Origin of the sequence: Variovorax sp. J31P207, assembly GCF_030316965.1 — a bacterium.
Lineage (GTDB): Bacteria > Pseudomonadota > Gammaproteobacteria > Burkholderiales > Burkholderiaceae_C > Variovorax > Variovorax ginsengisoli_B.
This window is the reverse complement of sequence record NZ_JASZYN010000005.1, coordinates 337,449-362,887: the sequence shown is the minus strand read 5'-3', so window position 1 is coordinate 362,887 and position 25,439 is coordinate 337,449. Positions and strand designations below refer to the sequence as shown.

Sequence of the window (25,439 nt, the reverse complement as noted above, 5' to 3'; positions counted from 1 at the left end):
ATGGTGATTCGATTTGAACGCCAAGCGTAGAATCGCGCCACCCAGGCTGAGCTTCTCGACGACGCATGCTTCAAAAGCCATTGCTTACCCGGATACCCAGGATATTGCATCAGACCAATGCCAATGCCGCGCTTCCCGCGGAGCTGGCTGAGCACGTCCGGAAGCTTCAGGTGCAGAACCTGGGCTGGCGATACGAGTTCTACGATGACAACGCTTGCGTTGATTTCATCCGCAAGAACTACGACCCGCGGATCCAAAAGGCGTACGACAGAATCAATCCCCGGTACGGGGCTGCGCGGGCGGACTTTTTTCGCTATCTGTTGATCTACAGGGTAGGCGGCGTCTACCTGGACCTCAAGAGCGGCTTGACCAAGAGACTCGACGACATCGTTTCAAGTCACGAGTATCTGCTGTCGCACTGGGACAATGGGCCGGATGGAACGCATCCCGGGTGGGGCGGGCACTTCTCGAACTTCCCGCAAGGCGAGTTCCAGAACTGGTATGTGGCCGCTGTGCCCCGCCACGTGTTTCTCAGAGCCGTCATCGAACACGTGCTGAACAACATCGAGAACTACACGGTCGAGCGGTTCGGCGTAGGCCCTGAAGGGGTCTTCTACACGACCGGTCCGGTCGCCTACACCGAGGCCATCGCGCCTTTGCTCAAGAGCGCGAACTACCATCTCGAGAGGACGAACTACAAGATGGGGTTCATCTTCAATGCGCTGGGGCCACAGTACAGGAAACTGGTGTACGAATCGCGGCCCCACTACTCGGCGCTCGATGAACCGGTCGTCCTGCCGGGTTGAAGCCACAGCGCGTTTTTCGAATTCGAGAGGTCAGCTGCGACGATGGGAGGACACGCGCTGCAGCAACTCGAAGAGCAAAGCACTTTCGCCCGGCGTCAGATGGCCCAGAAGTTCTTTCTCCATCGACAGGGCGACCGTCTCCGCCTTCTTGACCAGGTCGGTGCCCTTGCGGGTCAGCCGCACATGCTGCGAGCGCCGATCGACTTCGCTGCGGCTGCGACCCAGCAAGCCGCGGGCCTCCAGCCGGTCGAGCGTCACCGTGAGGTAGGGCACTGACACGGCGAGCGCGCGCGCCAGCTGCTTCGGGGCGACATCGCGGTTCGAGTCGACCAGCACGAGCAGCGAATATTCGACCCGCCGGAGATCGAATGGCTCTCCCACGTGCTTGAGGAACAGGTTGGTCGTGGGGATCGCCGCCTGCACGAGGCTGTAGCCGAGAAGCCGGCGCATGCGCTCGTCTTCCAGGCCACCGCGAGGGGAGTGCACAGCTGACTCGTGCGTTGGGGTTAGGGTGCGTGCCGTCATGTCGGCGGCCAGTGTAGCGGCCGCCTTCTGCCGTTCATGCCGGCACGCAGGAGGGCTTCAGGGCGTGCAGACGTAGTTGGCCGGATCGTTCTGCGCTGTCAGCGCGGCCGGCGTGGTGCCCGTCGCGCCGGTGTACTTCGCGTACTGCGGATAGGGGCACAACGGCCGTACCCGGGTCGTCGCCCCTGCCGGCAGCGTCCAGCCGAACTGGGCCGGTGTCGTGGTGCTGGAACGCGCGATCAGCCGGTCCGGCGCCTGTCCTTTTTCGACCCAGTTCACGACCGCCGTGAAGGCCGGAAACGAATCGGTTGCCGGACCACCGCTGCAATGGTTCATGCCGGGGACGGCAAAGAGCCGTGCGAAGTCCTTGACCGTGCCGTTCGCGGCTGTCTGGCTCAGCGCGCTGTACCAGTTGGCCGTGTAGTTGAACGAGAACACCGGATCGCTGGTGCCGTGATAGACGATCAGCTTGCCGCCCTTGTTCTTGAAAGTGGACAGGTCGGTCGAATGCGTGCCCATGAAGTCATAGGCCGATGTGCCGTAGATGCCGTTGGTGGTGGTGATCTTCGGTGCATCGTTGTCCCAGTCGAAACGCAACTGGTATTGCACCAGCGAGTTCGCGGTCGACAGGCCTTGCGTGGGCGGCGTGGTGAAGACCAGCGGACCGGCGCCACCGCCGAGTGTCACGTTGATCGCGCCATTCACGCCCGGTGCGCCGAAGCCGGGGATCCCCACCTTCCAGATCAGCCAGCCGGTTGAGCCGATGCCCGCGTCCCACGGCCAGTCCGCATAGAGCGCAGTGCCGGCGCTGTTCTTCGGGCCGCCCATGACCTTCTGCATGGCCGTGACCTGCGCAGCGCTGAGACAGGCCGTCGGCGCGCCAGCGGCACCGCAGGCCAGCGTGCTCACATCGAAGGTGCAGGCCTTGTTGATCATGCCGTCGGCCAGGCCGTCGTCAGCATCGCACTTGGCGAGGATCGCGGTCTGCATGGCCGACCAATGCGCCGTCGTGAATGCCGAGGAGAGCAGTGGCGTGGTGCCGGCCCCTGGGCCGGCGGTCTCGAAGGCCGTCGCTGCCGCACCGAACTGCTGGGTGTCCCAGGCTTCCGCCAGCCACGCCTTGGGCAGATCGGAGCCGGGGTCGCCGGCCACGACGCCGTCGAACTCGTCGCCGAAGCGCTGCGACACCATCATGGCCTCGCGCCCGCCCTCGGAGCAGCCCATGAAATAGGCGTAGTCCTGCTTCTTGCCGTAGTAGCGCGTGATCAATTGGTTGGCGAGCTGCTTGGTCTGGCCGATGGCGTTGTAGCCGAAGTCCAGGCGCGCCTGCGGATCGAGGCCGAAGGCCGAGCTGCCGGCGTTGTTGGGGTCGCTGTTGACGCTGTCGCTGTGCCCGCTGTCGTCCGATACGGTCGCGTAGCCGGAAAGCAGCGGATTGACCGCCTCGGCATTGGTGATGACGCCCGTCGTGTTGGGGATGGAGCCGTCCGTTCCGCCGCCGCCGCTGAAAAATAGGCGGCTGTTCCACGTGCTGGGCAGGTTGATCTGGAAGCCGATCGCATAGGTGGTCTGCGCGTCGGTCTGGCCGGCGGCCTTGAAGCCCGCCCGGCCGCCGTTGATGGTGCCGACCACGGCGCAATAGGTCTGCGGATTGCCGTTCGCGTCAGTGGCGGTGGTCTTCGCCAGCGTGGCGGACGTGATGCTCACCTTGCGACCGGTCGCCGTGAGTTCGGACGCCAGCGTCGCCACCGCAGCGCAGCCGGCCGCGGCGTCGGGGTTGTTGAGAAGCGGCGGCTGCGCCGATGCGGAAGGCGCCGGAGGAGCGGCCGGCGCAGACGCGGGCGCAGGGGCGGGGGCGCTTGCGATCGGCAACGAAAATCCGCCGCCCCCGCCGCCGCAACCGCTTACAGCGGCAGCGGACAGGGCACCCGCAATCAAGACCTTCAACGTGGCGTGGGACTCCATGATGTCTCCTGTTGTTAACTATTCTTTGCAGCGATTCCTCGCTGTTCGCACCGCGCTTTGCTTGTTGCATCGGCAACGAAACGGGCAGCGCGAGAAACGCAGAATAGTTATTTAAATTAACGAGTTGCTCGGGACATACCCGTATCGGGACGGGGCCGTGCCCGGCCGGGTCGGGGGCAACCCCGCGATTCGTGCCGGCCAGCGCGCGCGCCCCGGCCTTGCGTCGCATCCCCAATCCGTAGGATGTCGATGACGCGCCATGCAGACAGACTCGCGCCTCCAATACGAGGAGCTTGTCGATGGAGTTCGTTCACCTGATCTGGCTTGGCGCCAGCCTGATCGCCGTGGCGGCGGGGTGGGTCTGGCTGGCATGGCGCGGCGGAAGGCACCTGAACGACCGGATGACCGAGCAGGTGTCTCGCTCGGCCGCACTGGCGCGGGAATGCGCCACGACCCTGGGCTTCGACACGGCCTCGGGTTCCTTGTCCGGCCGCTGACCGCCAGCCTCCCCCTTCGGTGGTATTCCCCCGCCGCGGTGTCGCCCGGACAATGCGGCGATGCTGCTCTACGCGATCCTCGTGCTGCTTCAGCGCCTGGCCTGGCCTCCGGCCTGGCTGCTGCTGATCATGGGCTGGATCGTGCTGACCTCCGAAGTGGTGGTCCTGCTGCGGGCGCCCTGAACAGCCGTCTCAGCGATCCACCCCGCCGAACACGCGCCAGGCGGCCACCTTGCGATGGAAGCCCTTGAGCTCGATCTCGCCGACTGCCTCGATCGACCATTCGGCCTCGAGCGCCATGTCGTGCAAGGCCGCCTTGATGCGTTGAGAGACCAGGATCTCGCCACCCGCCGCTTCACCGCAAAGGCGGGCCGCCAGGTTGGTGACGGTGCCGATGGCGCCGTAGTCGATGCGGCCGTCGAAGCCGATGCCGCCCAGCGTGGCAAAGCCCTGTGCGATGCCGATGCCCATGTGCAGGTCGTAGCCGCGCCGGCGCCATTGCCCGCTGAGGGCCGCCATCTCGTGCTGCATCTGGACCGCCATCCGCAAGGCCCGGGCAGGCGCGTCGTCCACGGGCTGCGGATCGTTGAAGAAGATCATCATGCCGTCGCCCGAGAAGCGCTCCAGCGTGCCTTGGTGGTCGAGCACCAGCCGGCCCATCGCGGCATGGTATTGCGCCAGCACCGCCATCACCTCCTCGGGATCGGCGGTCTCGGTGAAGGCGGTGAAGCCGCGCAGGTCCAGGAAGACGACGGTGATCTCGCGCCGGTGGCTCTTGAGAGGATCGTCGGTGCCGCCGGCGATGATCGCCTGCGCCAGCTGGGGCGAGAAGAATCGCTTGAGCTGGCCCACGCGCTCCAGCTGCTGCACGCTTTCCGCGACGCGCTGCTCGAGCGTGCGGTTCCAGGCCAGCAGTTCGGTCCGCTGCCGCTGGACCTCGTCGTACAGCGTCTTCACGCGCAGCAGGGAACGCACGCGGGCCAGCAGTTCGGCCTGATGGATCGGCTTGCTCAGGAAGTCGTCGGCCCCGGCGTTCAGGCCGTTCACGCGCTCCTGCTCGGGGTTCAGCGCCGTCACCAGCACCACCGGCAGCACGGCCTGGGCCGGGTCGGCGCGGATGGCACGGCAGACGTCATAGCCGTTCATGCCCGGCATCATCACGTCCAGCAGCACCAGGTCGGGCGGGTCGTCGGCAATGCGCGCCAGGGCCTCTTCGCCCGAGGCGGCGGTGCTGGTCCGGTAGCCGCGCGCGGTCAGGATGTCCGCGAGCAGCCGGACGTTCTTGTCGACGTCGTCGACCACCAGGATATGGGCGTTCGCTTGTGCGTTCATTCGACGGCCTCGAGTGTCATCAGCGGCAGCACGAAAGTGAAGGTCGCGCCTTCGCCCAGGCGGCTGTCCAGCGCCAGCGTGCCGCCATGGAGCTCGACGAAACGCCGCGCCAGCGACAGGCCCAGGCCGGTGCCCTCGGCCTTGCGCAGGTAGTCGTCGCCGGCCTGGCGAAATTCGTCGAACACCCATTCGTGGTCTTCGGGCGCGATGCCGACGCCGGTGTCGGCGACGCTGACCTCGGCCATGGCGTGGCCGTCGGCGCCCTCGATGCGCCGCGCCATGAGCCGCACCTGGCCGCCGGCCGGCGTGAACTTGACCGCGTTCGACAGCAGGTTCACCACCACTTGCTTGAGCTTGCGCGCATCCGCGACCCATTCGGCGAGTCCGTCGCCGACTTCGAGCGACACCCAGAGGCCGCTGCGCTGCGCGCGTTCGCGCACCAGCGTCAGGGCGTTCTCGAGCAGCAGGCCGAGGTCGAAGCAGCTCAGGTCCAGCTCCATCCGTCCGGCCTCGATCTTCGACAGGTCCAGCACGTCGTTGATCAGGGTCAGCAGGTGCTGGCCGGACGAATGGATGTCGCGCAGGTATTCCATCTGCTTGTCGTTGACGTCGCCGAAGGTCCGCTCGGTCAGCACCTCGGAGAAACCGATGATGGCGTTCAAGGGCGTGCGCAGCTCGTGCGACATGTTGGCCAGGAACTCCGACTTGTGCTGGTTGGCCACCTCGATCTGGCGGCTCTTCTCCTCGATCTCGCGGAACAGCCGCGCGTTCTCGATCGCGATCACCGCCTGGTCGGCGAAGGTCTCGACCAGCCGGACCTCGGCATTCGAGAACGGCTGGACCTGCCGGCGCATCACGGCGATGACGCCGGCCGATGCGCCGTCGCGCACCATCGGAACGGCCAGCACGGTCCGGAATCCGTGGCGGGTCTGGGGTTCGCGCGAATCCGGATACTCCGCATCGAACAGCCGGGTGACGTCCTGCACATGGACGGTCCGGCGCTCGGCGAAGGCGCGGCCGACCACCGATCCGCGGGTCAGCGGCAGGACCTCGTCGCGGCCCGCCACCGCCTCGTCGCCCCGCACGCCCAGGTAGCCGGTCATGGAGCGGAGGTGGTCTTCCTCCGGCAGCCAGATCCTGCATCCGTAGGCGCGGCAAAGCGCCGCCGAACGCTCGGCCACCGCCTGCAGGACCGGTTGCAGGTCGGTCGGCGAGCGGCTGATCACGCGCAGGATCTCGGCCGTCGCGGTCTGGTGCTCGAGCGCCGCGCTCAGCTCGGCGGTGCGCTGCTCGACCTTGCGCTCCAGCTCGCCGTAGGACTCGCGCAGCTGGGCCGACATGCGATTGAACTGGTGGGCCAGGCCTTCCAGCTCGTCGCCGGTGCTGACCTCGATCTGCTGGTTGAGGTCGCCCTGGCCGATACGCCGCGCGCCGCGCGCCAAGGTGCGGATCGGCCGCACCATGCTGCGCGCCAGCAGCGACGCCGCCAGTGCCGAAATCGCCAGCCCCGCCAGCAGCAGCACCGCGGCGCGCAGGAACGAGTCGTTGAGCTTGGCGTAGACCTCGCCGATCGGCTGCTCGACGAACACCTTCCAGCCCAGCGGCTGGATCGGCGCCATCGAGGTCAGGACCGAGGCGCCCTGCAGGTCGCGCGACACCATCGCCTGGCCCTGCGGCGCATCGCCGGCCGCCGCCTGCACATGCGGCAACGCGGCCAGGCTGGTCTTGCGCAGCACCAGGCCGATGTCGGGGTCGGCCACCAGCAGGCCGTTGCTGTCGACCACGTAGGCCTTGCCGGCTTCGCCGATGTGGATGCGCGAGACCACCTCCCAGATGAACTTCAGGTTCAGCTCGGCAATCGTGACCGGGCCCTTGGGCCCGCCGGAACGGATCGCGACCGCCATGTAGGGCTCGGTGCCGCGGTTGAAGTACACCGGGCCGAACCAGGGTGCGTCGGGCAGGGCGCCCCGGAAGGCGGCCTCGGACGCCCGGTTGCGGCCGGAACCCAGCACGTCCATGCCGACCCGCGAGACCTCGATCTGTTCGCGCCCGGTGCTGTCGAGCAGCGCGACGTCGGTGACCTCGGGCGCCTGGCGCAGCAGCCGCCAGAACTCCGCCCGCCGGGACTCCAGGTCCGAGGCGTCGAGCTGGGCCAGCGAGGCGTAGGCCAGCTGCTCCGACACCTGCTGCACGTACTGCTCGATGCGCGACGCCGCACCCACCGCTTTTTCATGTTGCAGGCTGGCCAGCGCCGACTTGTTCTCCTGGTAGGAAAAATAGAGGCTGATGGCGCTCGATGCCAGCAGCACCGTGGTCACCAGCGAGAGGATCAGCAGCAGGTACTTGCGGAACAGGCGGCCCCGGTGGACGTCGCGCGTGCCCGGCGGCAAATGGGCCGAGCGCCGGCCCTGGGCCGTCGAGGCAAGCTCGCCCGAGAGCGAGGCGGGAAACGAATCCGGGGCCGTCATGGCCTGTCGATTGGACACCCGTCGCCAGCGCGATGGGAAGCCCGGCCGCCTAGGCCTCATGGCCGACCTGCCCATCGCGCACGCGGCGCTCGCGGCGGCGCAAAATCGCTGGGCGCGGCTGCCGGCCCCGAGGAGTGACGTGATGCGCAGCAGGTGGTGGTGGTGGATTCTTCTTTGCATGGCGCTGGCGGTCGCCGGGCCGCTGGCGCTGGCCCAGCAGCCGAAGAAGATTCCGCGCCTGGGCTACCTGGCGGCCGTCTCGGCCAGCGCCGACGCGCCGCGGCTGGAGGCGTTTCGCCGCGGGCTCCGCGATCTTGGCTATGTCGAAGGTCAGAACATCCTGATCGAGTACCGTCACGAGAGCCAGGACCTGCAGCGCCTGTCGGGCCTGGCCGACGAACTGGTCCGGCTCGATATCGACGTGCTCGTCGCCGTCACGACCAATGCGGCGCAGGCGGCCAGCAAGGCGACCAGGACCGTGCCGATCGTCTTCATGGGCGTCACCGACCCGATCGCCACCGGGCTCGCCGAAAGCCTGGCGCGGCCCGGCGGCAACAGCACGGGCATCACCAACGTGGCGGCGATCCTCACCGGCAAGCGGCTGGAGATCCTGAAAGAGACCCTGGCGGGCATCACCCGGGTGGCGGTGCTGTGGGACCCTCGCGCGCCCGGCTCCGTGCCCCAATGGGAAGCCAGTCAGGTGCCGGCCGAGAAACTCGGCCTCCAGCTCTACTCGATGGAAGCCAGCAGCCCGGACAGCTATGCAGAGGCCTTCGACGCGGCCGTCAAGGCGCGCAGCGCCGCCGTGTGGGTGACGCTGAACCCGGTCGCCAATTCGAACCAGCGGCAGATCGCAGAACTGGCGATCGCACACAAGCTGCCGTCGATCTGTGCCCGCGGCGACTATGCCGAGAACGGCTGCCTGATGGCCTACGGGCCCGGTTACGGCATGGAAGGCAAGGACGGCGCCCGCTACGTCGACCGGATCCTGAAGGGCGCCCGGCCGGCGGACCTGCCGATCGAGCAGCCGACCAAGTTCGAGCTGCTGATCAACCTGCAGACCGCCAAGCGGCTCGGCGTGACCATTCCGCGCGCGGTGCTGAACCGGGCCGACCGGATCATCCAGTGAACCCCGGCGTGGGGGCGCGCTCAGGCCGGCGCCGGGCCGCCCCAAGGCGGCCTGCGGCCCCCTCGGGGGGCAGCGACCCACACGAAGTGCGGGAGCGTGGGGGCCCTCAGTCGTCGGCCGTATTCCCGCCGCCCCCGCTGGCGGTGAGGAACGGCATCGGGTCGATCGCGCTGCCGTTGCGGCGCAGCTCGAAGTGCAGCTTGACGGTGGTCGATTCGGTGTTGCCCATGCGGGCGATGACCTGGCCCCGCTTGACGGCTTGCCCTTCCTTCACCAGCAGCTCGCTGTTGTGGGCGTAGGCCGACATGTAGGTGGCGTCGTGCTTGATCATGACCAGCCGGCCGTAGCCGCGCAGCGTGGCGGCCGCGAAGACCACCTTGCCGTCGCCGGCGGCGCGCACCGGATCGCCCTTGGCGCCGCCGAAGTCCACGCCCTTGTTGGAGCCGCCGTCGAAGCGCGACACGACCGCGCCGCTCGAGGGCCGCAGGAAGCTGCGGTCGACCTTGGCCGTGGCTTGCGGCTTGTCGGAGCGGGCGCGCGGTTGCGCCTTCTCCTGCTTCGGCTTGGCTGCCTTGGCGCTGCGCGAAGACTCGGCGCGGGGGCTGGGGTTGGCGCGGGCGCCGGGGCTGGAAGCCGCCTCCGAAGGCGCGGCGGCCGGCGTTGCCCGCTTCGGCGGCGGTGACGACGTCGACGCGCAGCCGACGAGCAGCGCGCCCGCCACGGCGCAGGCGATGGCCGCCGCCCGGCGGCCGATGGAAGTCCTGTACTGAGCTGTCATGGGTCGACTTTAAATGCAGCCGGTTCAGCCCAGCTGGGAGGCCAGCAGCTCGCGCACGCGGGTGACCAACTCGGCTTCGCCGCGCCGTGCCGGCAGGAACTGGAAAGCGACTCGGGGCAGCGCCGGCAGGCCGTGCGGCGCCGGCAGCCGGGCCACACCGGGGCACAGCGCCGATTCGTTGAGGCAGGCCACGCCCAGTCCCGCCGCCAGGGCCGACTGCAGGCCCGCCACGCCCGAGGCGACGTGCGCCACCGCATGCGGCACGCGCCGCTGGCGCAGCAGGCGGATCGTGAACTGGTGCAGCGAGCAGCTGTCGGGCAGCACCAGCAGCCGCAGCGGCTCGCCTCGCCGGATGCGAAGGCCCTCGGCGCCGACCCAGGCGAGCGCTTCGCGGCGCCATGGCGAGGCGGGCCCGCGGGCGCCGGCCCGGGGGGGCGCGGGGTTGATCCGCATCGCGAGGCCGATATCGAAATCGCCGCGGCCGAAGGCGGCTTCCATCGCGCTGCCCTGCAGCACGCTGACGTGCAGGCGCAGCTGCGGGTAGTCCTGCCCGAGCCGGCCCAGGAGCCGACTCAGCTCACCGGGCCGGAAATAGTCGGTGACGGCCAGCCGCAGCTCGCCCTGCAGCGTCTCGCCGCTCAGGTCGCGCAGGGCTTCGTCGCTGGCGGCGAGCAGGCGCCGGGCATGGCCGAGCAGGCGAAGGCCCGCGGGTGTCGGCGCCACGCCGGCCTTGCTGCGGGTCAGCAGCGCATGGCCGCAGCGCTCCTCGAGCTTGCGCATCTGCTCGCTGACGGCGGACTGCGAGAGGAACACCACCGGCGCCGCCGCCGTGAGGCTGCCCGCATCGACCACGGCGACCAGGGTCCTGAGTTGTTCGAGATCGAGTGGTTGCATGCGCATATCCATTCATGAAACAGATGACATGCATCATATCTTCCCGCTTTTCAGGAGGATGGCTGGATTTCACAATGGGCCTTCGATCAACGAGGAAAGAAACGCACCATGCCCCACATCGTCATTCATCTGTCCGGCCAGCCCGACCCGCAGCTCACGCGCAAGGTGGTCGATACGGTGGCCGAGCTGACCCAGTCCGTGCTCGACAAGAAGTTGCCTGTGATCGCGATCACGGTGCAGTACATCGCGGCCGAGAGCTGGTTCATCGGCGGCCAGTCGCTCGCCGAACTCGGGAAGTCGGCCTTCCACCTGGACATCAGCATCACCGACGAGACCAACACCAAGGCCGAGAAGGCGCGCTACCTGCGCGCGATCTTCGACGCCATGGCCGCGCTCAGGGGCGACCTGCACGAGGTCTCGTACGTGCACCTGATCGATGCCCGCGCCGCGGCCTACGGCTACGGCGGCAGGACGCAGGAGTTCCGGCACCAGCAGGCCGGGGTCTGACCCCTAGTCGTTGTCGATCACTGCGTAGGCGACGATCTCGATCCTCATCCCCGGCACCACCAGCCCCGAGACGCCCATGCTCGAGCGGTTCGGATAGGGCGGCGCGAAGAACTCGCGGTAGACGCGATCGACCTGCGGCATGTCCTTGATATCGGTCATGTAGATCAGCACCTGGGTGACGTCTTCGAGGCTGCCGCCGGCGGCGGCGACCGCGCGCTGCAGGTTGCCGAAAGTCAGGCGGGCCTGGTCCTCGATCGTGCCGGTGTCGATGCTGCCGTCGGCGCGCACCGGCCCGTGGGCCGTGAACAGCAGGCCCCTGGCCTTGACCGCCCACGAGAACGGCTGCGCCAGCGGCGGCAGCCCGGTGTCGACCACCTGCTTCACGCGAGCACCGCTGCCATCGACTGCGCCACGTGGTCGACATTGGCGCCGGTCAGCCCAGAGAGGCACATCCGGCCCGAGCGCACCAGGTAGACCGCGTGGTCGTCGCGCAGTCGTGCCACCTGGGCCTCGTCGAGGCCGGTGTAGCTGAACATGCCGCGCTGCCGGACCAGGTAGCCGAAGTCGCGCCGTCCCTGGAACTTCTCGTCGAGCACCGCCAGCAGGCGTTCGCGCATGGCGCGGATGCGCTGGCGCATGGCGGCCGTTTCGTCGCGCCAGAGCGCGAACAGGGTGGGGTCGTTCAGCACGCGGCTGATGACGCGGGCGCCGTGCGTGGGCGGCGTCGAGTAGTTGCGGCGCACCGTCGCCTTCAACTGGCCCAGCACGGTGTCGGCGGCGGCTCGGTCGCTGCACACCACGCTGAGGCCGCCGCAGCGCTCGCCGTACATCGAGAAGTTCTTGGAGAACGAATTGGCGGCGAAGAACTGGATGCCGGCGTCGGCCAGCGCCCGCAGCGCGAACGCGTCTTCGTCGAGGCCATCGCCGAAACCCTGGTAGGCGATGTCGACGAAGGGAATCAGTTCGCGTTCGCGCAGCACCGGGATCAGCGCCTGCCACTGGGTCTTCGAGAGGTCGACCCCGGTCGGGTTGTGGCAGCTGGCGTGCAGCAGCACGATGCTGCGACGCGGCAGGGCATCGAGGCTGGCCAGCATGCGGTCGAAGCAGAGGCCGCCGGTGGCCGGGTCGTAGTAGGGGTAGCTGCGGACCTCGAGGCCGGCGCCTTCGAAGATGGCGCGATGGTTGTCCCACGTCGGGTCGCTGACCCAGACGCCGGCGCCCGGAAAGTAGCGGCGCAGGAAGTCGGCGCCGACCTTGAGGGCGCCGGAGCCGCCGAGGGTCTGCAGGGTGGCGATGCGGCCGCTGGCCACGGCCTCGTGGCCGGCGCCGAACAGCAGGCGCTGGACGGCGGCGCGGAAATCCGCGATGCCTTCGATCGGCAGGTAGGGCCGGGCACCGATGTCCTGCGACAGCGCGGTCTCGGCCTGGCGCACCGAGGGCAGCACCGGCAGGCGGCCTTCGCCGTCGAAATAGACACCGATGCTGAGGCTGACCTTGTGCGGCCGCGGGTCGGCCTGGAAGGCCTCCATCAGCGAAAGGATGGGGTCGCCCTCGTAGGGCGGGACATGGCTGAACAGCGAGGTGGAGGGGGTGGTCATGAAGAAATCCGTCGAAAAGGGCAAGGCCAGGCCAGGATTCTTCGTTCGAAGGATCGTCGTGCCAACTGGTTTTTCATCGACGCATAATTTTGTCCATTCGAAATCAATTCGAGGTTTTTTTATGCGTATCGAATCGGACGACACGGACCGCCGGCTGCTGGCCGCCCTCCAGCAGAACGCCCGCCTGACCACCGGCGAGCTGGCGCAGATGACCGGGCTCTCGCAATCGCCCTGCTGGCGCCGCATCAAGCGGCTGGAGGAGTCGGGGCTGATCGATGGCTACCACGCGCGGCTGAACCGCAGGGCGCTGGGCTACGGCGTGGTTGCCTTCGTCAGCATCAGCATCGACTTTCAGACCGAGGCCCGCTCGAGCGAGTTCGTCGAGGCGGTGCTGGCGATCCCGCAGGTCGTGATGTTCCACGGCATCACCGGCAACGCCGACTTCCTGCTGATGGTGGTGGCCGAGGACCTCGATGCCTATTCGGAGCTGCTGACCACCCGGCTGCACCGCCTGCCGGGTGCCAGGCAGGTGCAGAGCAGCTTCTCGCTGCAGGAGTTCCGGCGCTTCGACGACCTGCCGATTCCGGCGCTGCCGGCTTAGCGCACGCGGGTGGTCGTGTCGCCGTAGGCGGCGGCGCCTTCCGCGCTGATGGCGCGCGCGCCGGCGCGCACCTGCGCGCGGTCGGCCATGTCGACCCGCGCCGCGACGCCGGTGCCGCCGTTGCTGATCGCGATCGGCTGCAGGGCTTGCGCGCGCACCTCGGCGCGCGATTGCATCGACTGGAAGGGCGGCGGCGGCAGCGGGTTCTGCTCGCCCTGGAAAGCCTGGGCGCCGAAGGCCGAGAGGCCGCACAGGGCCGCGATGGCGATCTGTCTGGAGTTCATGGCGTTGTCCTGGTGAATTGGATGAGCGTGGCGATGCGCCGCGGCCTTACTTTGGGAGCAGCACCTTGTCGACCACGTGGATCACGCCGTTGGACTGCATGACATCGGCGATGGTCACGTTGGCCGTGTTGCCGTTGGCGTCGACGACCATCACCTTGCCGTTCGCGGTCTTGGCGGTCAGTGCGCCGCCGGCCACCGTCTTCAGCGACGCCATGCCGCCGCCGTCCTTGATCTGCTTCAACAGGGTCGCGGCGTCGATCTTGCCGGGCACCACGTGGTAGGTGAGGATGGTGGTCAGCTTGCCCTTGTTCTCCGGCTTCAGCAGCATGTCGACGGTGCCGTCGGGCAGCGCGGAGAAGGCTTCGTTGGTCGGCGCGAACACCGTGAAGGGGCCCGGACCCTTGAGCGTGTCGACCAGGCCCGCGGCCTTGACCGCCGCCACCAGCGTGGTGTGGTCCTTCGAATTCACCGCGTTGTCGATGATGTCCTTGGTCGGTAGCATCGGCGCACCGCCGACCATTACCTGCGCCATGGCCGAAGCGGCACCGACGGCGAGCGAGACGGCGAGGGCGATGGAAGCGGCGCGTTTGAATCTGATCTGCATGAAATGCTCCTGGTTGACTGCACCGCCACGAGATGCGCGACGGCTGCTCTTGATACGCAGCCGCGGGCGCAGCGGATCAGCGCTTCGAGGCGTGCGAGAAACTGAAAAGACCCACGTCGACGCGGCCGCTGCGAAAGCCCGCTTCGCAGTAGCACAGGTAGTACTCCCACAGCCGGCGAAACGCATCGTCGTAGCCCAGCGCGGCGATGGCCGGCCAGGCCGCATGGAAGCGGCGGCGCCATTCGGCCAAGGTGAGCGCATAGCTCGCGCCGAAGGATTCGGCCGTCTGCAGCGTGAGTCCGGCGCGCTCGGCCTGTGCCGACATCGCGCGCACCGATGGCAGCTTGCCGCCCGGAAAGATGAAGCGCTGCACGAAGTCGGTACTGCCCCGATAGCGCTCGAAATGGTCGTCGGCGATGGTGATGACCTGCAGCACGCCCGAGCCGCCGGGCGCGAGCCGCTCGCGCAGCGTGTCGAAGTACACCGGCCAGTAGCGCTCGCCGACCGCCTCCAGCATCTCGATCGAGACGATGCGGTCGTAGCGGCCCTCGACGTCGCGGTAGTCCTGCAATCGGAGGTCGACCTGCGCGAGCCCCTGTGCGCGCACCTGCGCGCGGGCATGCGCCAGCTGTTCGGTCGACAGCGTCAGGCCGGTCACGCGAGCGCCGTGACGGGACGCGAGCGCGGTGGCGAGCGCGCCCCAGCCGCAGCCGATCTCCAGCACCGTCGATTGCGGCTGCAGGTCGAGCAGCGCGACGATGCGGTCGATCTTGGCGGCTTGCGCCGCTTCGAGCGATTCGTCGCCGCGGGCGTAGAGCGCGCTCGAATAGATCAGCGCCGGGTCCAGCCACTGGGCATAGAAGTCGTTGCCCATGTCGTAGTGGAAGGCGATGTTGCGCCGGCTGCCGCGCCGCGTGTTGGCGCGGCGCAGTCGGAACAGGTCGCCCAGGCGGCGCGCGAACCACGAGCCTTCGAGCACCCGGCCCCAGCTGGCTTCGTTGCGGATGCCGAACTCAAGCAGCGCGGCCAGGTCCGGCGTCGACCAGTCGCCATCGCGGTACGAGGCGGCGAGCCCGAGGTCGCCTTGCAGCAGCAGCCGGGCCAGCGGGCGCCAGCGGTTGAGCGTGATCGAGGCCTGCGGTCCGTCGGCCGCGCCGCGGCCTTCGATGCGCTGGCCGTCCGGCAGCTGCACGCTGAGCGCCCCCTGGCCCAGGCTGCCCAGCAGCCGCGCGAGCAGCTGGCGCAGCGGGCCTCCGCCGGTGGCCCCCGAGCCGGCGGCGCGGTCGTCGCCGCCGAAGCCGTGGGAGGAAGAGGAGGGTGCGCTCATGGATCTCGGGCCTTGGTGATGGAAACCGGCGTGGCCGGTGGGGCGGGGCGTGCGTGCAGGCGCAGGCCGCGCATGAACAGCTTCGCCGCTTCCCAGTGGATCCCCGCCACGACCTTGAGCGTCAGCAGGGGATGGGTGAAGAAGACGCGCAGCAGCGCGGCGTCGCCGAGCGGACGGCGTTGCGCTTCGAGGTGCGCATGCAGCAGCGCGCCACCTTCGTCGCTGGCACTCACGCCGAGGGCGAGGGTCGCGCGGTCGGCCCGCGGCGGCGTGACGCGAAAGTCGTAGCGCATCTCGAGGCCGAGGAAGGGCGAGACGTGGAAGCGCTTGTCGCACTGCTGCCTGATGCGCTCGCCGCGGGCTTCGGCTTCGTCGACCGGGATCAGGTAGCCGTGGCGTTCGCCGAAGGTGTTGTTGACTTCGTAGAGGATCGCCTGCAGCACGCCGTCCGGCCGCAGGCAGAAGTAGACCGACAGCGGATTGAAGGCATGTCCGAGGATGCGCGGCATGCTCAGCAGCCGGATCGGGCCGCCGATGGGCAGCCCGGCGGCGGCGAGTTGCCGCTCCACGTGCGCTCGCAGGCCGCGGCCATCGCCGTAGTCGGCCTGGTGCAGGCTGAAGAGATTGAATCGATCGAGCGAGAAGAGGCGCAGCCGGCGATCGAGATCGGCCAGCTCGTCCAGGTCCAGCAGCAGCGAGAACAGGCGGTAGTCCAGCCGATGGCGGACCGGCCGCAGCCGCTGGTGCATCACGCTGCCGACGTAGAGCGCCGATTCGCTGGTCATCGAGCGGCTGCCACCGCGGACAGCCGCAGCCGCCCCGATTCGTTCGCGACCCGCCAGGGGCGGCGCACCTGGCCGAGCGCCTCGGCCACCGCCAGTCCGGCCTGCAGCCCGTCCTCATGGAAGCCCGAGCCGAAATAGGCGCCGCAGAACCAGGTGTGGCCGCGGCCCTGCAGCGACCAGAGTTCGGCCTGCGCGCGCATCGCGGCGGCATCGAACAACGGGTGCTCGTAGACCTGGCTATGGATCAGCTGGCCAGCCGCCGGGTCGCGCCCGGGATTGAGTGTCAGGAACAGGGGTGTCGACTCGGGAATGCCCTGCAGCCGGTTCATCCAGTAGGTCACGCTCAGGGCGTCGCCGCGCCGGCGGTCGGCGATGTAGTTCCAGCTCGACCAGACGGCGCGGCGCCGCGGCATCAGCGTCGCGTCGCTGTGCAGCACGGCGCGGTTGCGGCTGTAGCGAAAGGCGCCGAGCAGCCGGCGCTCGTCCGCGCTGGCGTCGGCCAGCAGCCGCAGCGCCTGGTCGGCGTGGGTCGCGACCACCACGTGGTCGAAGCGTTCGGCCGCGGCCCCGGGGGCGCAGCGGACGAAGGCGGCGTGGCCGTCGCGCCGCACCTCGATCGCGGCGCTGTCCAGCCGCAACCGGTCGCCGAGCAGGTCGGTGAGTCGCTTCACGTAGCTGCGGCTGCCGCCCTGCACGGTGCGCCAGGCATCGCGGCGGCCGAGTTCGAGCAGCTGGTGGTTCTCGCAGAAGCGGATGAAGGCTTCGGTCGGGTAGTGGCCGATCTGCGCCGCCGGGGTCGACCAGATGGCGGCGGCCATCGGGTACAGGTGGTCGTCGCGGAAGGCGCGTCCGTAGCCGCGCTGGTCGAGGTAGGCGTCCAGCGGCATCGATCCGAAGCGCTCGGCGTCGCCCGCCGCCTGGCGGTAGAAGCGCACCAGGTCGCGCAGCATCGACCAGAAGCGCGGCCGCACGAGGTTGGCGGGCTGAGCGAACAGGCCGCGCAGGCCGCTGCCCGAATATTCCAGCGCCCCCTGGTCGAGGCTCACGGCGAAGGACATCTCCGAAGGCCGGGTCGGCACCGCCAGGTGCGCCAGCAGCGCGCTCAGGTTGGGATAGGCGGCCTCGTTGAAGACGATGAAGCCGGTGTCGACGGCGACCGGGCCGTCGGCGGACGGCACGTCGACCGTATGGCTGTGGCCGCCGGCCCGGAGATCGGCCTCGAACAGCGTGACCCGGTGCCGCTGCGCCAGCAGCCAGGCGGCGGAGAGGCCCGCGATGCCGCTGCCGATGACGGCGATGGTCAGCGCCGGCTGGTCGGCAGCGCGCGGGGCAGGCGGGCCGTCGGGCGTGAAGTGGGTTCTCATGGCGGCGGGTCCTGGCACGGTGACCTGGCTTCTACGCAGGCCCTGGCGATTTGGATCAGCAAGCGCTGTGATCTAATTTCGCCGCCGGTGCGTAACAACGGCATGAACACCGTGCGACAGCCCTCCGCAGCGGCCGCGAGGCCTGTCTTGCCCAGGCCGCCTGGCCGCTCGATCCTGACGCTGCATCAGAACCGGGGTGCGATGCCGACTAGCGAAGAACTCAGCGACATGCTGCTGGCCGTTGCCCGCGAGGGCGATCGCCAGGCTTTCGCCGTGCTGTTCCGCCATTTCGCGCCGCGCGTGAAGGCCTACCTGATGCGCGGCGGCAGTCCCGAGGGCCTGGCCGAGGAACTGGCGCAGGAGACCCTGATCAGCGTCTGGCGCAAGGCCGCGATGTTCGATCCGCGCCAGGCCGGCGTCTCGACCTGGATCTTCACCATCGCCCGCAACCTGCGGGTCGACCACTTCCGGCGCCAGGGCGGCGCCAGCTTCGTCGACGGCGAGGACAGCGAAGTCGCCGAACTGCCCGATACCGCGCTGGCGCTCGACGAGCAGCTGCGCGCCGGGCGGCGCGAGCGGGGCCTGCGCGAGGCCATCGCGCGGCTGCCCGCCGAGCAGGCGCAGGTGCTGCACCTCTCGTTCTATGAAGAGCAGCCGCATGCGCGGATCGCGAACGACCTGGGCATCCCGCTCGGCACCGTCAAGTCGCGCGTGCGGCTCGCCGTGAACCACCTGCGTCGATTGCTCGACGCGCTCGAACCATGATCCACCATCACCCGGACGACGGACTCTTGCTGGCCCAGGCAGCCGGCACCCTTTCCAGCGGCCATTCGCTGCTGGTCGCCAGCCATGTCGAGGCCTGCGGCGAGTGCCGGGCGCGCCTGCGCGAACTCGAATCGATCGGCGGCGCCATGCTGGAGCAACTGGCGCCGGCCGTGCTGCCCGCGCAGGCGCTGGCCCGGACCCTGGCCGCGATCGACGCGCCGCCACAGCCGCCGAAGGCGGAGCCTCCGCTTCGCCGCGCCAGCCGTCCGCCGCTGCCGGACGGCATGGCCTGGCCGCGTGCGCTGCGAGGCTGCAGCGCGACCGCGTGGCGCTGGCTCGGGCCCGGCATGCGCTGGAGCCGCGTCACGGTGCCCTACGACGCCGCGGCCAATGTCTTCCTGCTGCGCATCGGTGCCGGCAGGGAGCTGCCGGTTCATACCCACAGCCGCAGCGAGCTGACCCAGGTGCTGCATGGCGCCTTCCACGACGGCCGGGCCCTCTTCGGCCCCGGTGATTTCGACGAGACCGATGGCGACATCCGTCACCAGCCCAAGGTGCTGGCGGCCGGCGAGTGCATCTGCCTGGCCTCGGTCGAGGGCCGGGTGCTGTTCGAGAGCGCGCTGGCGCGCATGCTGGGCTCGTTGGTCGGGATGTAGGGCGGCCTGTCAGCCGGCTGCGCCGTCGCGGCGGGGCCGACTCGCGAACCCGCACGCGACCGCCGCCGCCACCGCGGTTGCCGCCATGCCCCAGCACAGGTCGGCCAGGGTCACATGCCAGGGCCAGCCCTTCAAGGTCGCCTGGTTGGTGAGGTCGTAGGTGGCGTAGGCCACGAGGCCGAGCAGGGCGCCCCTGCCGAGTGCCCAGCGCCATTGCCGCTGGCGCAGCGCGGGGGCGACGGCGAACACCACCACGCCCGCGACGTAGATCGCATAGAAGGCGATGGCGGGCCAGGGCGCGAAGCGCTCCCGCATGAGGTGGCCGATCGCCGGCCGGTAGAGGGCGTCCGCCATCAGGGTGAGCCACAGGGCGTCGAGTCCCAGGAAGACGGCCGCGGTGGCGGCGTAGGCGATGGCGAACTGCCTGAACCTCATGCCGGGTCCTTGCGCGGCGGGCCCGGAATGAAGGCGTTGGTACGCGCGACGTAGTCCCGGTAGGCGGGCCGGCGTTCGGCGATGTCCTGCTCGAGCAGGCGCACGCCCGACACCCGCAGCAGCAGCAGCGTCATGAGCGCAGGGGATACGGCGGTCCAGGCAGCGCCCCAGCCGGCGGCGGACAGGGCCATGAGCCACATGCCCCACCAGACGCAGGCCTCGCCGAAATAGTTCGGATGCCGGCTGTAGTGCCACAGGCCGCGGTCCATCACGCGGCTGCGCTGCGTCGGCTGGGACCGGAAGTGCGCCATCTGGGCGTCGGCGATGGCCTCGAAGGCAACGCCGAACGCCGCCACCGCCGCACCCGCGACGTCGAGCCCGCCGAGCGCCCGCCCGCCCGCCATGCCGGCCAGCAGCGGCGCCGTCACGATCCAGGCCAGCACGCCCTGCAGCCCGAACACGAGGTAGAGGCTCTTGAACCCGAAATGCGGCTGGTGGCGTGCCCGCATCTGCCGGTAGCGCCGATCCTCGCCATGGCCGCGGTTGCGGCGGTGGATGTAGAGGCCGAGACGCAGGGCCCAGACGACAACCAGCAGCGTCATCAGCCAGGTCCGCGCGCCGGTGCCGGGCAGCAGCGCCAGGTAGACCAGCGTGGCACCGCCGATGAAGGCCGGCCACGCGCGATCCGCCAGGCTGGCGTCGTGCTGGCGCAGGCTGACCACCCAGGCCAGGATGGCGAGGCCGGCGATGAGGGCCAGGCCGGCCAGTGCGGCCAGCGACATCGGCGAATCTTCAATCATTGCGCTGCGCGGGCTCGAACAGGTAGTGGCTCACGCCCCATGGTCGGCCGCCGGCGAAACCGAACAGCTCGGCCACCGCCATGAAGAACACGCGCCAGCGATTCCACCAGACGGCGGCCTCGGCACCGTAGGTGGCCGCGAACACCGGGCGCAGGGCCTGTTGCCGCCGGTCCATGTTGGCGAGCCAGGCCTCGGCCGTGCGCTGGTAGTGCGTGCCGTCCCAGCGCCAGCGCTCCACCAGCCGGAGGCTGTCCTGGCAGCAGGCCGCGAGCGCGTCGCTGGGCATCATGCCGCCAGTGAAGAAATGCCGGCTCATCCAGTCGCTTTCGTCGTTCGCGACGAATGCATAGGGCGTGTGACGGTGCGCGAAGACATGCATGAAGAAACGCCCCCGCGGCGCCAGCCAGCGCGAGACATTGGCGAAGGCCTGCGGCCAGTTGCGCAGATGCTCGAACATCTCGACGGTGACCACCCGGTCGAAGTGCTCGCGGGTGTCGAAGTCGTTGATGTCCGCGGTGACGACGCGCAGATTGCGCAGGCCGCGGCGCCGTGCCTCGGCCTCGATGTGAAGGCGCTGGCCCCGCGCGTTGGACAGCGCGGTGATCCGGCTCGCCGGATAGCGCTCGGCCATCCACAGGGAGAGCGCGCCCCAGCCGCAGCCCAGCTCCAGCACCTGTTGACCATCGGCCAGCCCGGCCCGTTCGCAGGTGAGCGCCAGCGCCGCGGCTTCGGCCTGGTCCAGCGTGCAGTCGGCGGCGGGCCAGTAGCCGCTGCTGTACTTCCGGTGGCCGCCGAGCACTGCGCCGAAGAAGTCGGCGGGCAACTCGTAGTGCTGCGCGTTGGCCATGTCGGCCAGCGGCGCGAGCGCAGCGCTGCGCATCGAGGCGATGAAGTCGCGGGTCAGCCTGGCGCTGGTCGCCGGGTCGCCATCGCCCAGCTCGGCCAGCCGCGCCTTCAGCAGGCGCCGGATGCCGAAGCGCACGACGCGGTCAGGCACCCGTCCCTTCTCGACCCAGCCGATCGCTCCGGCGATTTGATTCTGCATGCCCGCGTTTCCTCGAATGGTCGGCACCGAAGCGGTGCCCCGGTTTCTTGTACGCGGCCCGCTGTCGTTTGGATCAGCGCGCGGTGCCGAGAGGGGCGAGTTGCTGACATTGTCAAGACGCATCTGTGCGCTTCGTCCGGATTGCCGACGAGAAAGGGTCCGTGTTTAATGCCCAAAAAAGGGGCATTGGCCTCAGGAGGAGTTTGAATGAGCCGACGCGAGAGGAAGGAAGACGCGCGCCATGGTGCGCTGCGCGCGTGCGTGGGCGCCATCGCACTGTTCGCTGCCGCGGCGGCGTTCGCGGCCGAACCGGATCCGGCCCGGGCACGCGAACTGGTCCAGGCCGCCCAGACCCAGCCCCCGAGCACGGTCGACGGGCACCTGGAACTCGGTCGCGCCTATTACGTGCTCGGGCAGTACGCCGAGGCGAAGATCGAGTTCGAGACTGTCCTGCGCTTCGACAACCTGCCCCAGGACCTGTTGAGCCAGGTCGAGATCTACAACCAGGCCGCGACCCAGGCACTGGACGGAAAGCGGTCGCTCACCGGTTTCGGTTATGCCGAGACCGGCATCGGGCGCTATCAGGTGAACAACACCGTCGGCACCAACGCGCTCGGCGGCGGCGACCGTCGCGACACCTTCTACAACGCACGCGCGGGCGGCGGCATCAACTACGCCTTGCCGAACGACTACGCGATCGATGCCACGCTGGACTATCGCTTCCGCTATTACGACAACTCGGAAAGCCGCAACGACTCCGACCTGCGCTGGCGCCTGGCCGGCAGCCGTTCGTTCGGCGAGAGCAACCTGGCGATCGGGTTCCGCGGGCGCAACAGTTATCGCGGCGATGGCGACTACCGCAATGACGCCGGCCTGTTCGCCGACTACCGCTATCGCGTCGACCCCGACAACCAGCTCACGCTGGGTGCCGAGTACCGCCGCCGCCGCTATCCCGAGGGCAGGCTGCGCGACCTGAGCCGCACCAGCGCCGACGTCTCGGGCGGGTGGGTGCACTCGCTGCTGGAGGGCGCCGGCAGCCTGACGCTCACTGCGCACGGCGGCCAGCATTTCGCGACCAGCAGGCCGGACGGCAACTCCAGCTTCTACGGCGCCACCGCCGCGCTGGACTTCACCGTCAACAACAAGCTGGGTTGGGGCACCTTCGTCTGGTGGGAGCGCGATGCCTTCAACAACGACCGCATCCACTTCCACCCCGACACGCTCGACAACAGCGTGCTGCTGCGCCGCAAGGACAACCTGTACGAGGTCGGTGCCTACCTGGTGTGGGAGTTCGTGCCCACCTGGACGCTGCGGCCCGAAGTGCTCTGGATCCGGGACCAGAGCAACTCGATCGGATTCAACTACAGCTCGACCGAGTTCTGGCTGAACATCCGCAAGGGTTTCTGAGAGCGAGCGCTTCGCGGCGTGCGTGTGCGTGCGCCTTGACAAACCACATTGACGGATCAATCCTGCAGCCCAAACGTCAAGCGACGGCTCGGATTGACGTGATCGAGTAGAACAACAAGGAGTAGGAATGGCTTCGACTGACCAGAAGATGTCGCGCATGCAGCTCACCGCGATGGTGGTGGGCGGGATGGTCGGCGCCGGGATCTTTTCCCTGCCTCGCACCTTCGCGAACGCGACCGGCCCGCTCGGCGCCGTCATCGCATGGCTCATCGCGGGCACCGGCATGTACATGCTGGCGCGGGTCTTCCAGTCGCTGGCCGAACGCAAGCCCGACCTCGACGCCGGCGTCTTCGCCTATGCCAAGGCCGGCTTCGGCGACTACCCCGGCTTCCTGTCGGCCTTCGGCTACTGGATCGGCAGCTGCATCGGCAACGTGTCGTACTGGGTGCTCATCAAGTCCACGCTGGGCGCCTTCTTTCCGGTCTTCGGCGACGGCAACACGGTGGTGGCGATCGTGGTCGCCTCGGTGGGCATCTGGCTGTTCCACTTCATGATCCTGCGCGGCATCAAGCAGGCGGCCTTCATCAACAGCGTGGTCACGGTCGCCAAGATCATCCCGATCCTGGTCTTCATCGTGCTCCTGGCCTTCGCCTTCAAGATGGACCTGTTCAGCGCCAACCTGTACGGCGGCGGCCTGGAGGGCGGGATCTTCGAGCAGGTGCGCGCCACCATGCTGGTCACGGTGTTCGTGTTCCTCGGCATCGAGGGCGCCAGCGTCTATTCGCGCTTCGCCAAGGAGCGCGCGGACGTCGGCAAGGCCACCATCCTCGGCTTCATCGGCGTCACCGGCCTGATGGTGCTGGTCACGATGCTGCCCTATGCGGCGCTGCAGCGCGCCGACATCGCCGGCATGCGCCAGCCCTCGATGGCCGCGGTTCTGGAGGCGGTGGTCGGCCATTGGGGTGCCATCTTCGTGAGCGTCGGGCTGATCATCTCGGTGCTGGGCGCTTACCTGGCCTGGTCGCTGATCTGCGCCGAGGTGCTGTTCACCGCGGCGAAGACCAAGGACATGCCGGCGATCTTCGCCAGGGAGAACGCCAACCAGGTGCCGGCCAACGCACTGTGGCTGTCGAACATCATCGTCCAGCTGCTGGTGATCACCACCTACTTCTCGAACGATGCCTTCGCGCTGATGCTGAACCTGACCAGCGCGATGGCGCTGATCCCGTACCTGTTCGTGGCCGCCTACGGCTTCATGATCTCGAAGCGCGCAGAGACCTACGAGCTGCGCCCCGAGGAGCGCACGCGCGACCTGGTCATGGCGTCGGTGGCGGTGGTCTACACGGTCTTCATGATCTATGCCGGCGGCCTCAAGTTCATCCTGCTGTCGGCGGTGCTCTATGCGCCCGGCACGCTGCTCTATATCTGGGCCCGGCGCGAGCAGAACAAGACCGTCTTCACGGTCACCGACTGGGTCATTTTCCTGGTCGCGGTGGTGGGTGCCGTGGTTGGCATCTACGGGCTCGCGACCGGCAGCATCACCATCTAGTCACAAGCTGGATATACCGTTCACTCATCGGATCCCTGGAGAACATCATGGCGACTACAGAAGCGAAAGAGACAAAGTTCGGCGTGCACTCGGAAGTCGGGCAGCTGCGCAAGGTGATGGTGTGCGCGCCGGGCCTGGCCCATTCGCGGCTGACGCCGAGCAACTGCGACCAGCTGCTGTTCGACGACGTGCTGTGGGTCGAGAACGCCAAGCGCGACCACTTCGATTTCGTCACCAAGATGCGCGACCGCGGCATCGAGGTGGTCGAGATGCACAACCTGCTGGCCGAGACGGTGGCGGTGCCCGAGGGCAAGAAGTGGATCCTCGACAACCAGGTCGTGCCCAACCAGGTCGGCCTCGGCTTCATCGACGAACTGCGCAGCTATCTCGAGGGCCTGGACAACCGCAAGCTGGCCGAGACCCTGATCGGCGGGCTGTCGACCAACGACTTCCCCGAGTCCATCGGCGGCAAGGCGCTGGAGGTCGTGCGCGAGGCGGCGGGCGTCACCGAATACCTGCTGCCGCCGCTGCCCAACACGCTCTACACGCGCGACACCACCTGCTGGATCTACGGCGGCGTGACGCTCAATCCACTGTACTGGCCGGCGCGCCACGAAGAAACCATCCTCACCACCGCGATCTACAAGTTCCACCCCGACTTCGCCGGCAAGGTCAACGTCTGGTGGGGCGACCCGACCGAAGACCACGGCCTGGCCACCCTCGAAGGCGGCGACGTGATGCCGATCGGCAAGGGCAACGTGCTGATCGGCATGAGCGAGCGCACCTCGCGCCAGGCCATCAGCCAGCTGGCGGCCACGCTGTTCAAGAAGGGCGCGGCCGAACGCGTGATCGTGGCGGCAATGCCCAAGATCCGCGCCGCGATGCACCTCGACACGGTGTTCACCTTTGCCGACCGCGACTGCGTGCTGCTGGCGCCGGACTTCATGAACCAGACCCGCACCTACTCGTACCGCCCGAGCAGCCATCCGAGCGGCGTCGAACTGCATGCCGAGAACAAGCCCTTCGTCGACGTCGTGGCCCAGGCCCTGGGCTTCAAGAAGCTGCGCGTGGTCGAGGCCGGCGGCAGTGACTACCAGCGCGAGCGCACCCAGTGGGACAGCGGCGCCAACCTGGTCTGCGCGTCACCGGGCGTGGTTTATGCATACGATCGCAACACCTACACCAACACGCTGCTGCGCAAGCAGGGCATCGAGGTGGTGACCATCGTCGGGGCCGAACTGGGCCGCGGACGCGGAGGCGGCCATTGCATGACCTGCCCGATCATTCGCGATCCGGTCGACTTCTGACGCAAGATCAA

At 68.6% G+C, this 25,439-nt stretch carries 27 protein-coding genes; 11 read left to right on the top strand and 16 right to left on the bottom strand.

Annotated elements, in window-relative coordinates; all coding sequences use genetic code 11:
- The first annotated feature begins 104 nt into the window (after positions 1-104).
- Complete coding sequence (locus tag QTI68_RS19635; protein ID WP_286523709.1) at positions 105-806, top strand: glycosyltransferase family 32 protein; 702 nt, start codon at positions 105-107, stop codon at positions 804-806.
- A 30-nt stretch (positions 807-836) separates the two neighbouring features.
- On the opposite strand, the gene QTI68_RS19630 is transcribed toward QTI68_RS19635, so the two are convergent.
- A complete protein-coding gene (locus QTI68_RS19630; RefSeq protein WP_286523707.1) occupies positions 837-1,331 on the bottom strand; it encodes a MarR family winged helix-turn-helix transcriptional regulator in 495 nt (164 codons plus the stop codon).
- Positions 1,332-1,388: 57 nt separating this feature from the next.
- A complete protein-coding gene (locus QTI68_RS19625; RefSeq protein ID WP_286523705.1) occupies positions 1,389-3,203 on the bottom strand; it encodes a tannase/feruloyl esterase family alpha/beta hydrolase in 1,815 nt (604 codons plus the stop codon).
- Between the two features lie 392 nt (positions 3,204-3,595).
- On the opposite strand from QTI68_RS19625, the gene QTI68_RS19620 reads away from it, so the two are divergent.
- The gene (locus tag QTI68_RS19620; RefSeq protein WP_286523704.1) at positions 3,596-3,793 is read left to right on the top strand and encodes a hypothetical protein; all 198 of its coding nucleotides are present in this window, start codon (positions 3,596-3,598) and stop codon (positions 3,791-3,793) included.
- 60 nt (positions 3,794-3,853) lie between these two features.
- The gene (locus QTI68_RS19615) at positions 3,854-3,976 is read left to right on the top strand and encodes a hypothetical protein (protein WP_286523703.1); all 123 of its coding nucleotides are present in this window, start codon (positions 3,854-3,856) and stop codon (positions 3,974-3,976) included.
- Positions 3,977-3,985: 9 nt separating this feature from the next.
- On the opposite strand, the gene QTI68_RS19610 is transcribed toward QTI68_RS19615, so the two are convergent.
- On the bottom strand, positions 3,986-5,125 hold the full coding sequence (locus QTI68_RS19610) for an adenylate/guanylate cyclase domain-containing protein (RefSeq protein WP_286523701.1): 1,140 nt from the start codon (positions 5,123-5,125) through the stop codon (positions 3,986-3,988).
- Positions 5,122-7,593 (bottom strand): sensor histidine kinase, encoded by a 2,472-nt coding sequence (locus QTI68_RS19605; protein WP_286523700.1) that lies wholly within the window; start codon positions 7,591-7,593, stop codon positions 5,122-5,124. The genes QTI68_RS19610 and QTI68_RS19605 overlap by 4 nt, the downstream gene beginning before the upstream one ends.
- 58 nt (positions 7,594-7,651) lie before the next feature.
- On the opposite strand from QTI68_RS19605, the gene QTI68_RS19600 reads away from it, so the two are divergent.
- Positions 7,652-8,722: an ABC transporter substrate-binding protein gene (locus QTI68_RS19600; RefSeq protein WP_286523699.1), complete on the top strand. Its 1,071-nt coding sequence runs from the start codon at positions 7,652-7,654 to the stop codon at positions 8,720-8,722.
- Between the two features lie 106 nt (positions 8,723-8,828).
- Here QTI68_RS19600 and QTI68_RS19595 read toward each other — a convergent pair whose 3' ends face one another.
- Positions 8,829-9,500 carry a M23 family metallopeptidase gene (locus QTI68_RS19595; RefSeq protein WP_286523698.1) on the bottom strand — a complete coding sequence of 224 codons (672 nt, stop codon included), beginning with the start codon at positions 9,498-9,500 and terminating at the stop codon, positions 8,829-8,831.
- Between the two features lie 24 nt (positions 9,501-9,524).
- Positions 9,525-10,394, bottom strand: a complete 870-nt coding sequence (locus QTI68_RS19590; RefSeq protein WP_286523696.1) for a LysR family transcriptional regulator — start codon at positions 10,392-10,394, stop codon at positions 9,525-9,527.
- 108 nt (positions 10,395-10,502) lie between these two features.
- Between QTI68_RS19590 and QTI68_RS19585 the strand changes: the two genes are divergently transcribed.
- Positions 10,503-10,901: a tautomerase family protein gene (locus tag QTI68_RS19585; RefSeq protein WP_286523695.1), complete on the top strand. Its 399-nt coding sequence runs from the start codon at positions 10,503-10,505 to the stop codon at positions 10,899-10,901.
- 3 nt (positions 10,902-10,904) lie between these two features.
- On the opposite strand, the gene QTI68_RS19580 is transcribed toward QTI68_RS19585, so the two are convergent.
- Together QTI68_RS19580 and QTI68_RS19575 are read right to left on the bottom strand one after the other, a co-directional pair.
- Positions 10,905-11,285 (bottom strand): RidA family protein, encoded by a 381-nt coding sequence (locus QTI68_RS19580; protein WP_286523693.1) that lies wholly within the window; start codon positions 11,283-11,285, stop codon positions 10,905-10,907.
- Positions 11,282-12,478 carry an amino acid aminotransferase gene (locus QTI68_RS19575; RefSeq protein WP_286523964.1) on the bottom strand — a complete coding sequence of 399 codons (1,197 nt, stop codon included), beginning with the start codon at positions 12,476-12,478 and terminating at the stop codon, positions 11,282-11,284. Before QTI68_RS19575 ends, QTI68_RS19580 begins: the two co-directional genes overlap by 4 nt.
- A 142-nt stretch (positions 12,479-12,620) precedes the next feature.
- On the opposite strand from QTI68_RS19575, the gene QTI68_RS19570 reads away from it, so the two are divergent.
- Positions 12,621-13,100 carry an Lrp/AsnC family transcriptional regulator gene (locus QTI68_RS19570; protein ID WP_286523692.1) on the top strand — a complete coding sequence of 160 codons (480 nt, stop codon included), beginning with the start codon at positions 12,621-12,623 and terminating at the stop codon, positions 13,098-13,100.
- Here QTI68_RS19570 and QTI68_RS19565 read toward each other — a convergent pair.
- From QTI68_RS19565 to QTI68_RS19545, 5 genes are all read right to left on the bottom strand, one after another.
- The gene (locus QTI68_RS19565; protein WP_286523691.1) at positions 13,097-13,384 is read right to left on the bottom strand and encodes a DUF4148 domain-containing protein; all 288 of its coding nucleotides are present in this window, start codon (positions 13,382-13,384) and stop codon (positions 13,097-13,099) included. The genes QTI68_RS19570 and QTI68_RS19565 overlap by 4 nt on opposite strands.
- 46 nt (positions 13,385-13,430) lie before the next feature.
- Positions 13,431-13,988, bottom strand: a complete 558-nt coding sequence (locus QTI68_RS19560; protein WP_286523689.1) for a fasciclin domain-containing protein — start codon at positions 13,986-13,988, stop codon at positions 13,431-13,433.
- Between the two features lie 76 nt (positions 13,989-14,064).
- The gene (locus QTI68_RS19555) at positions 14,065-15,315 is read right to left on the bottom strand and encodes an SAM-dependent methyltransferase (RefSeq protein ID WP_286523687.1); all 1,251 of its coding nucleotides are present in this window, start codon (positions 15,313-15,315) and stop codon (positions 14,065-14,067) included.
- On the bottom strand, positions 15,312-16,100 hold the full coding sequence (locus QTI68_RS19550) for a DUF1365 domain-containing protein (protein ID WP_286523686.1): 789 nt from the start codon (positions 16,098-16,100) through the stop codon (positions 15,312-15,314). Before QTI68_RS19550 ends, QTI68_RS19555 begins: the two co-directional genes overlap by 4 nt.
- The gene (locus tag QTI68_RS19545) at positions 16,097-17,464 is read right to left on the bottom strand and encodes an NAD(P)/FAD-dependent oxidoreductase (RefSeq protein WP_286523685.1); all 1,368 of its coding nucleotides are present in this window, start codon (positions 17,462-17,464) and stop codon (positions 16,097-16,099) included. Before QTI68_RS19545 ends, QTI68_RS19550 begins: the two co-directional genes overlap by 4 nt.
- A 201-nt stretch (positions 17,465-17,665) precedes the next feature.
- On the opposite strand from QTI68_RS19545, the gene QTI68_RS19540 reads away from it, so the two are divergent.
- Positions 17,666-18,229 (top strand): sigma-70 family RNA polymerase sigma factor, encoded by a 564-nt coding sequence (locus QTI68_RS19540; RefSeq protein ID WP_286523683.1) that lies wholly within the window; start codon positions 17,666-17,668, stop codon positions 18,227-18,229.
- On the top strand, positions 18,226-18,885 hold the full coding sequence (locus tag QTI68_RS19535) for a ChrR family anti-sigma-E factor (RefSeq protein WP_286523682.1): 660 nt from the start codon (positions 18,226-18,228) through the stop codon (positions 18,883-18,885). Before QTI68_RS19540 ends, QTI68_RS19535 begins: the two co-directional genes overlap by 4 nt.
- A 9-nt stretch (positions 18,886-18,894) precedes the next feature.
- On the opposite strand, the gene QTI68_RS19530 is transcribed toward QTI68_RS19535, so the two are convergent.
- Genes QTI68_RS19530 through QTI68_RS19520 form a run of 3 tightly spaced genes read right to left on the bottom strand, consistent with a single transcriptional unit; the run spans position 18,895 to position 21,165 of the window.
- Complete coding sequence (locus tag QTI68_RS19530; protein WP_286523681.1) at positions 18,895-19,320, bottom strand: DUF2177 family protein; 426 nt, start codon at positions 19,318-19,320, stop codon at positions 18,895-18,897.
- Positions 19,317-20,120, bottom strand: coding sequence for a DUF1295 domain-containing protein (locus QTI68_RS19525; protein WP_286523680.1), 804 nt, complete (start codon positions 20,118-20,120; stop codon positions 19,317-19,319). Before QTI68_RS19525 ends, QTI68_RS19530 begins: the two co-directional genes overlap by 4 nt.
- Complete coding sequence (locus tag QTI68_RS19520; protein ID WP_286523679.1) at positions 20,113-21,165, bottom strand: SAM-dependent methyltransferase; 1,053 nt, start codon at positions 21,163-21,165, stop codon at positions 20,113-20,115. Before QTI68_RS19520 ends, QTI68_RS19525 begins: the two co-directional genes overlap by 8 nt.
- 207 nt (positions 21,166-21,372) lie before the next feature.
- On the opposite strand from QTI68_RS19520, the gene QTI68_RS19515 reads away from it, so the two are divergent.
- From QTI68_RS19515 to QTI68_RS19505, 3 genes are all read left to right on the top strand, one after another.
- Positions 21,373-22,572 carry a tetratricopeptide repeat protein gene (locus QTI68_RS19515; RefSeq protein ID WP_286523677.1) on the top strand — a complete coding sequence of 400 codons (1,200 nt, stop codon included), beginning with the start codon at positions 21,373-21,375 and terminating at the stop codon, positions 22,570-22,572.
- A gap of 127 nt (positions 22,573-22,699) precedes the next feature.
- A complete protein-coding gene (locus QTI68_RS19510; protein ID WP_286523675.1) occupies positions 22,700-24,121 on the top strand; it encodes a basic amino acid/polyamine antiporter in 1,422 nt (473 codons plus the stop codon).
- Positions 24,122-24,168: 47 nt separating this feature from the next.
- On the top strand, positions 24,169-25,428 hold the full coding sequence (locus QTI68_RS19505; protein WP_286523673.1) for an arginine deiminase: 1,260 nt from the start codon (positions 24,169-24,171) through the stop codon (positions 25,426-25,428).
- Positions 25,429-25,439: the final 11 nt, after the last annotated feature.

Excerpts from the sequence above, each read along its gene's own strand:
- QTI68_RS19530 (WP_286523681.1), bottom strand. The coding sequence starts at position 19,320 with ATGAGGTTCAGGCAGTTCGCCATCGCCTACGCCGCCACCGCGGCCGTC.
- QTI68_RS19595 (WP_286523698.1), bottom strand. The coding sequence starts at position 9,500 with ATGACAGCTCAGTACAGGACTTCCATCGGCCGCCGGGCGGCGGCCATC.
- QTI68_RS19505 (WP_286523673.1), top strand. The coding sequence starts at position 24,169 with ATGGCGACTACAGAAGCGAAAGAGACAAAGTTCGGCGTGCACTCGGAA.
- QTI68_RS19610 (WP_286523701.1), bottom strand. The coding sequence starts at position 5,125 with ATGAACGCACAAGCGAACGCCCATATCCTGGTGGTCGACGACGTCGAC.
- QTI68_RS19590 (WP_286523696.1), bottom strand. The coding sequence starts at position 10,394 with ATGCAACCACTCGATCTCGAACAACTCAGGACCCTGGTCGCCGTGGTC.
- QTI68_RS19515 (WP_286523677.1), top strand. The coding sequence starts at position 21,373 with ATGAGCCGACGCGAGAGGAAGGAAGACGCGCGCCATGGTGCGCTGCGC.
- QTI68_RS19570 (WP_286523692.1), top strand. The coding sequence starts at position 12,621 with ATGCGTATCGAATCGGACGACACGGACCGCCGGCTGCTGGCCGCCCTC.
- QTI68_RS19615 (WP_286523703.1), top strand. The coding sequence starts at position 3,854 with ATGCTGCTCTACGCGATCCTCGTGCTGCTTCAGCGCCTGGCCTGGCCT.
- QTI68_RS19520 (WP_286523679.1), bottom strand. The coding sequence starts at position 21,165 with ATGCAGAATCAAATCGCCGGAGCGATCGGCTGGGTCGAGAAGGGACGG.
- QTI68_RS19555 (WP_286523687.1), bottom strand. The coding sequence starts at position 15,315 with ATGAGCGCACCCTCCTCTTCCTCCCACGGCTTCGGCGGCGACGACCGC.
- QTI68_RS19550 (WP_286523686.1), bottom strand. The coding sequence starts at position 16,100 with ATGACCAGCGAATCGGCGCTCTACGTCGGCAGCGTGATGCACCAGCGG.
- QTI68_RS19620 (WP_286523704.1), top strand. The coding sequence starts at position 3,596 with ATGGAGTTCGTTCACCTGATCTGGCTTGGCGCCAGCCTGATCGCCGTG.
- QTI68_RS19540 (WP_286523683.1), top strand. The coding sequence starts at position 17,666 with ATGCCGACTAGCGAAGAACTCAGCGACATGCTGCTGGCCGTTGCCCGC.
- QTI68_RS19565 (WP_286523691.1), bottom strand. The coding sequence starts at position 13,384 with ATGAACTCCAGACAGATCGCCATCGCGGCCCTGTGCGGCCTCTCGGCC.
- QTI68_RS19525 (WP_286523680.1), bottom strand. The coding sequence starts at position 20,120 with ATGATTGAAGATTCGCCGATGTCGCTGGCCGCACTGGCCGGCCTGGCC.
- QTI68_RS19585 (WP_286523695.1), top strand. The coding sequence starts at position 10,503 with ATGCCCCACATCGTCATTCATCTGTCCGGCCAGCCCGACCCGCAGCTC.
- QTI68_RS19545 (WP_286523685.1), bottom strand. The coding sequence starts at position 17,464 with ATGAGAACCCACTTCACGCCCGACGGCCCGCCTGCCCCGCGCGCTGCC.
- QTI68_RS19535 (WP_286523682.1), top strand. The coding sequence starts at position 18,226 with ATGATCCACCATCACCCGGACGACGGACTCTTGCTGGCCCAGGCAGCC.
- QTI68_RS19630 (WP_286523707.1), bottom strand. The coding sequence starts at position 1,331 with ATGACGGCACGCACCCTAACCCCAACGCACGAGTCAGCTGTGCACTCC.
- QTI68_RS19605 (WP_286523700.1), bottom strand. The coding sequence starts at position 7,593 with ATGACGGCCCCGGATTCGTTTCCCGCCTCGCTCTCGGGCGAGCTTGCC.
- QTI68_RS19560 (WP_286523689.1), bottom strand. The coding sequence starts at position 13,988 with ATGCAGATCAGATTCAAACGCGCCGCTTCCATCGCCCTCGCCGTCTCG.
- QTI68_RS19510 (WP_286523675.1), top strand. The coding sequence starts at position 22,700 with ATGGCTTCGACTGACCAGAAGATGTCGCGCATGCAGCTCACCGCGATG.
- QTI68_RS19600 (WP_286523699.1), top strand. The coding sequence starts at position 7,652 with ATGGCCGACCTGCCCATCGCGCACGCGGCGCTCGCGGCGGCGCAAAAT.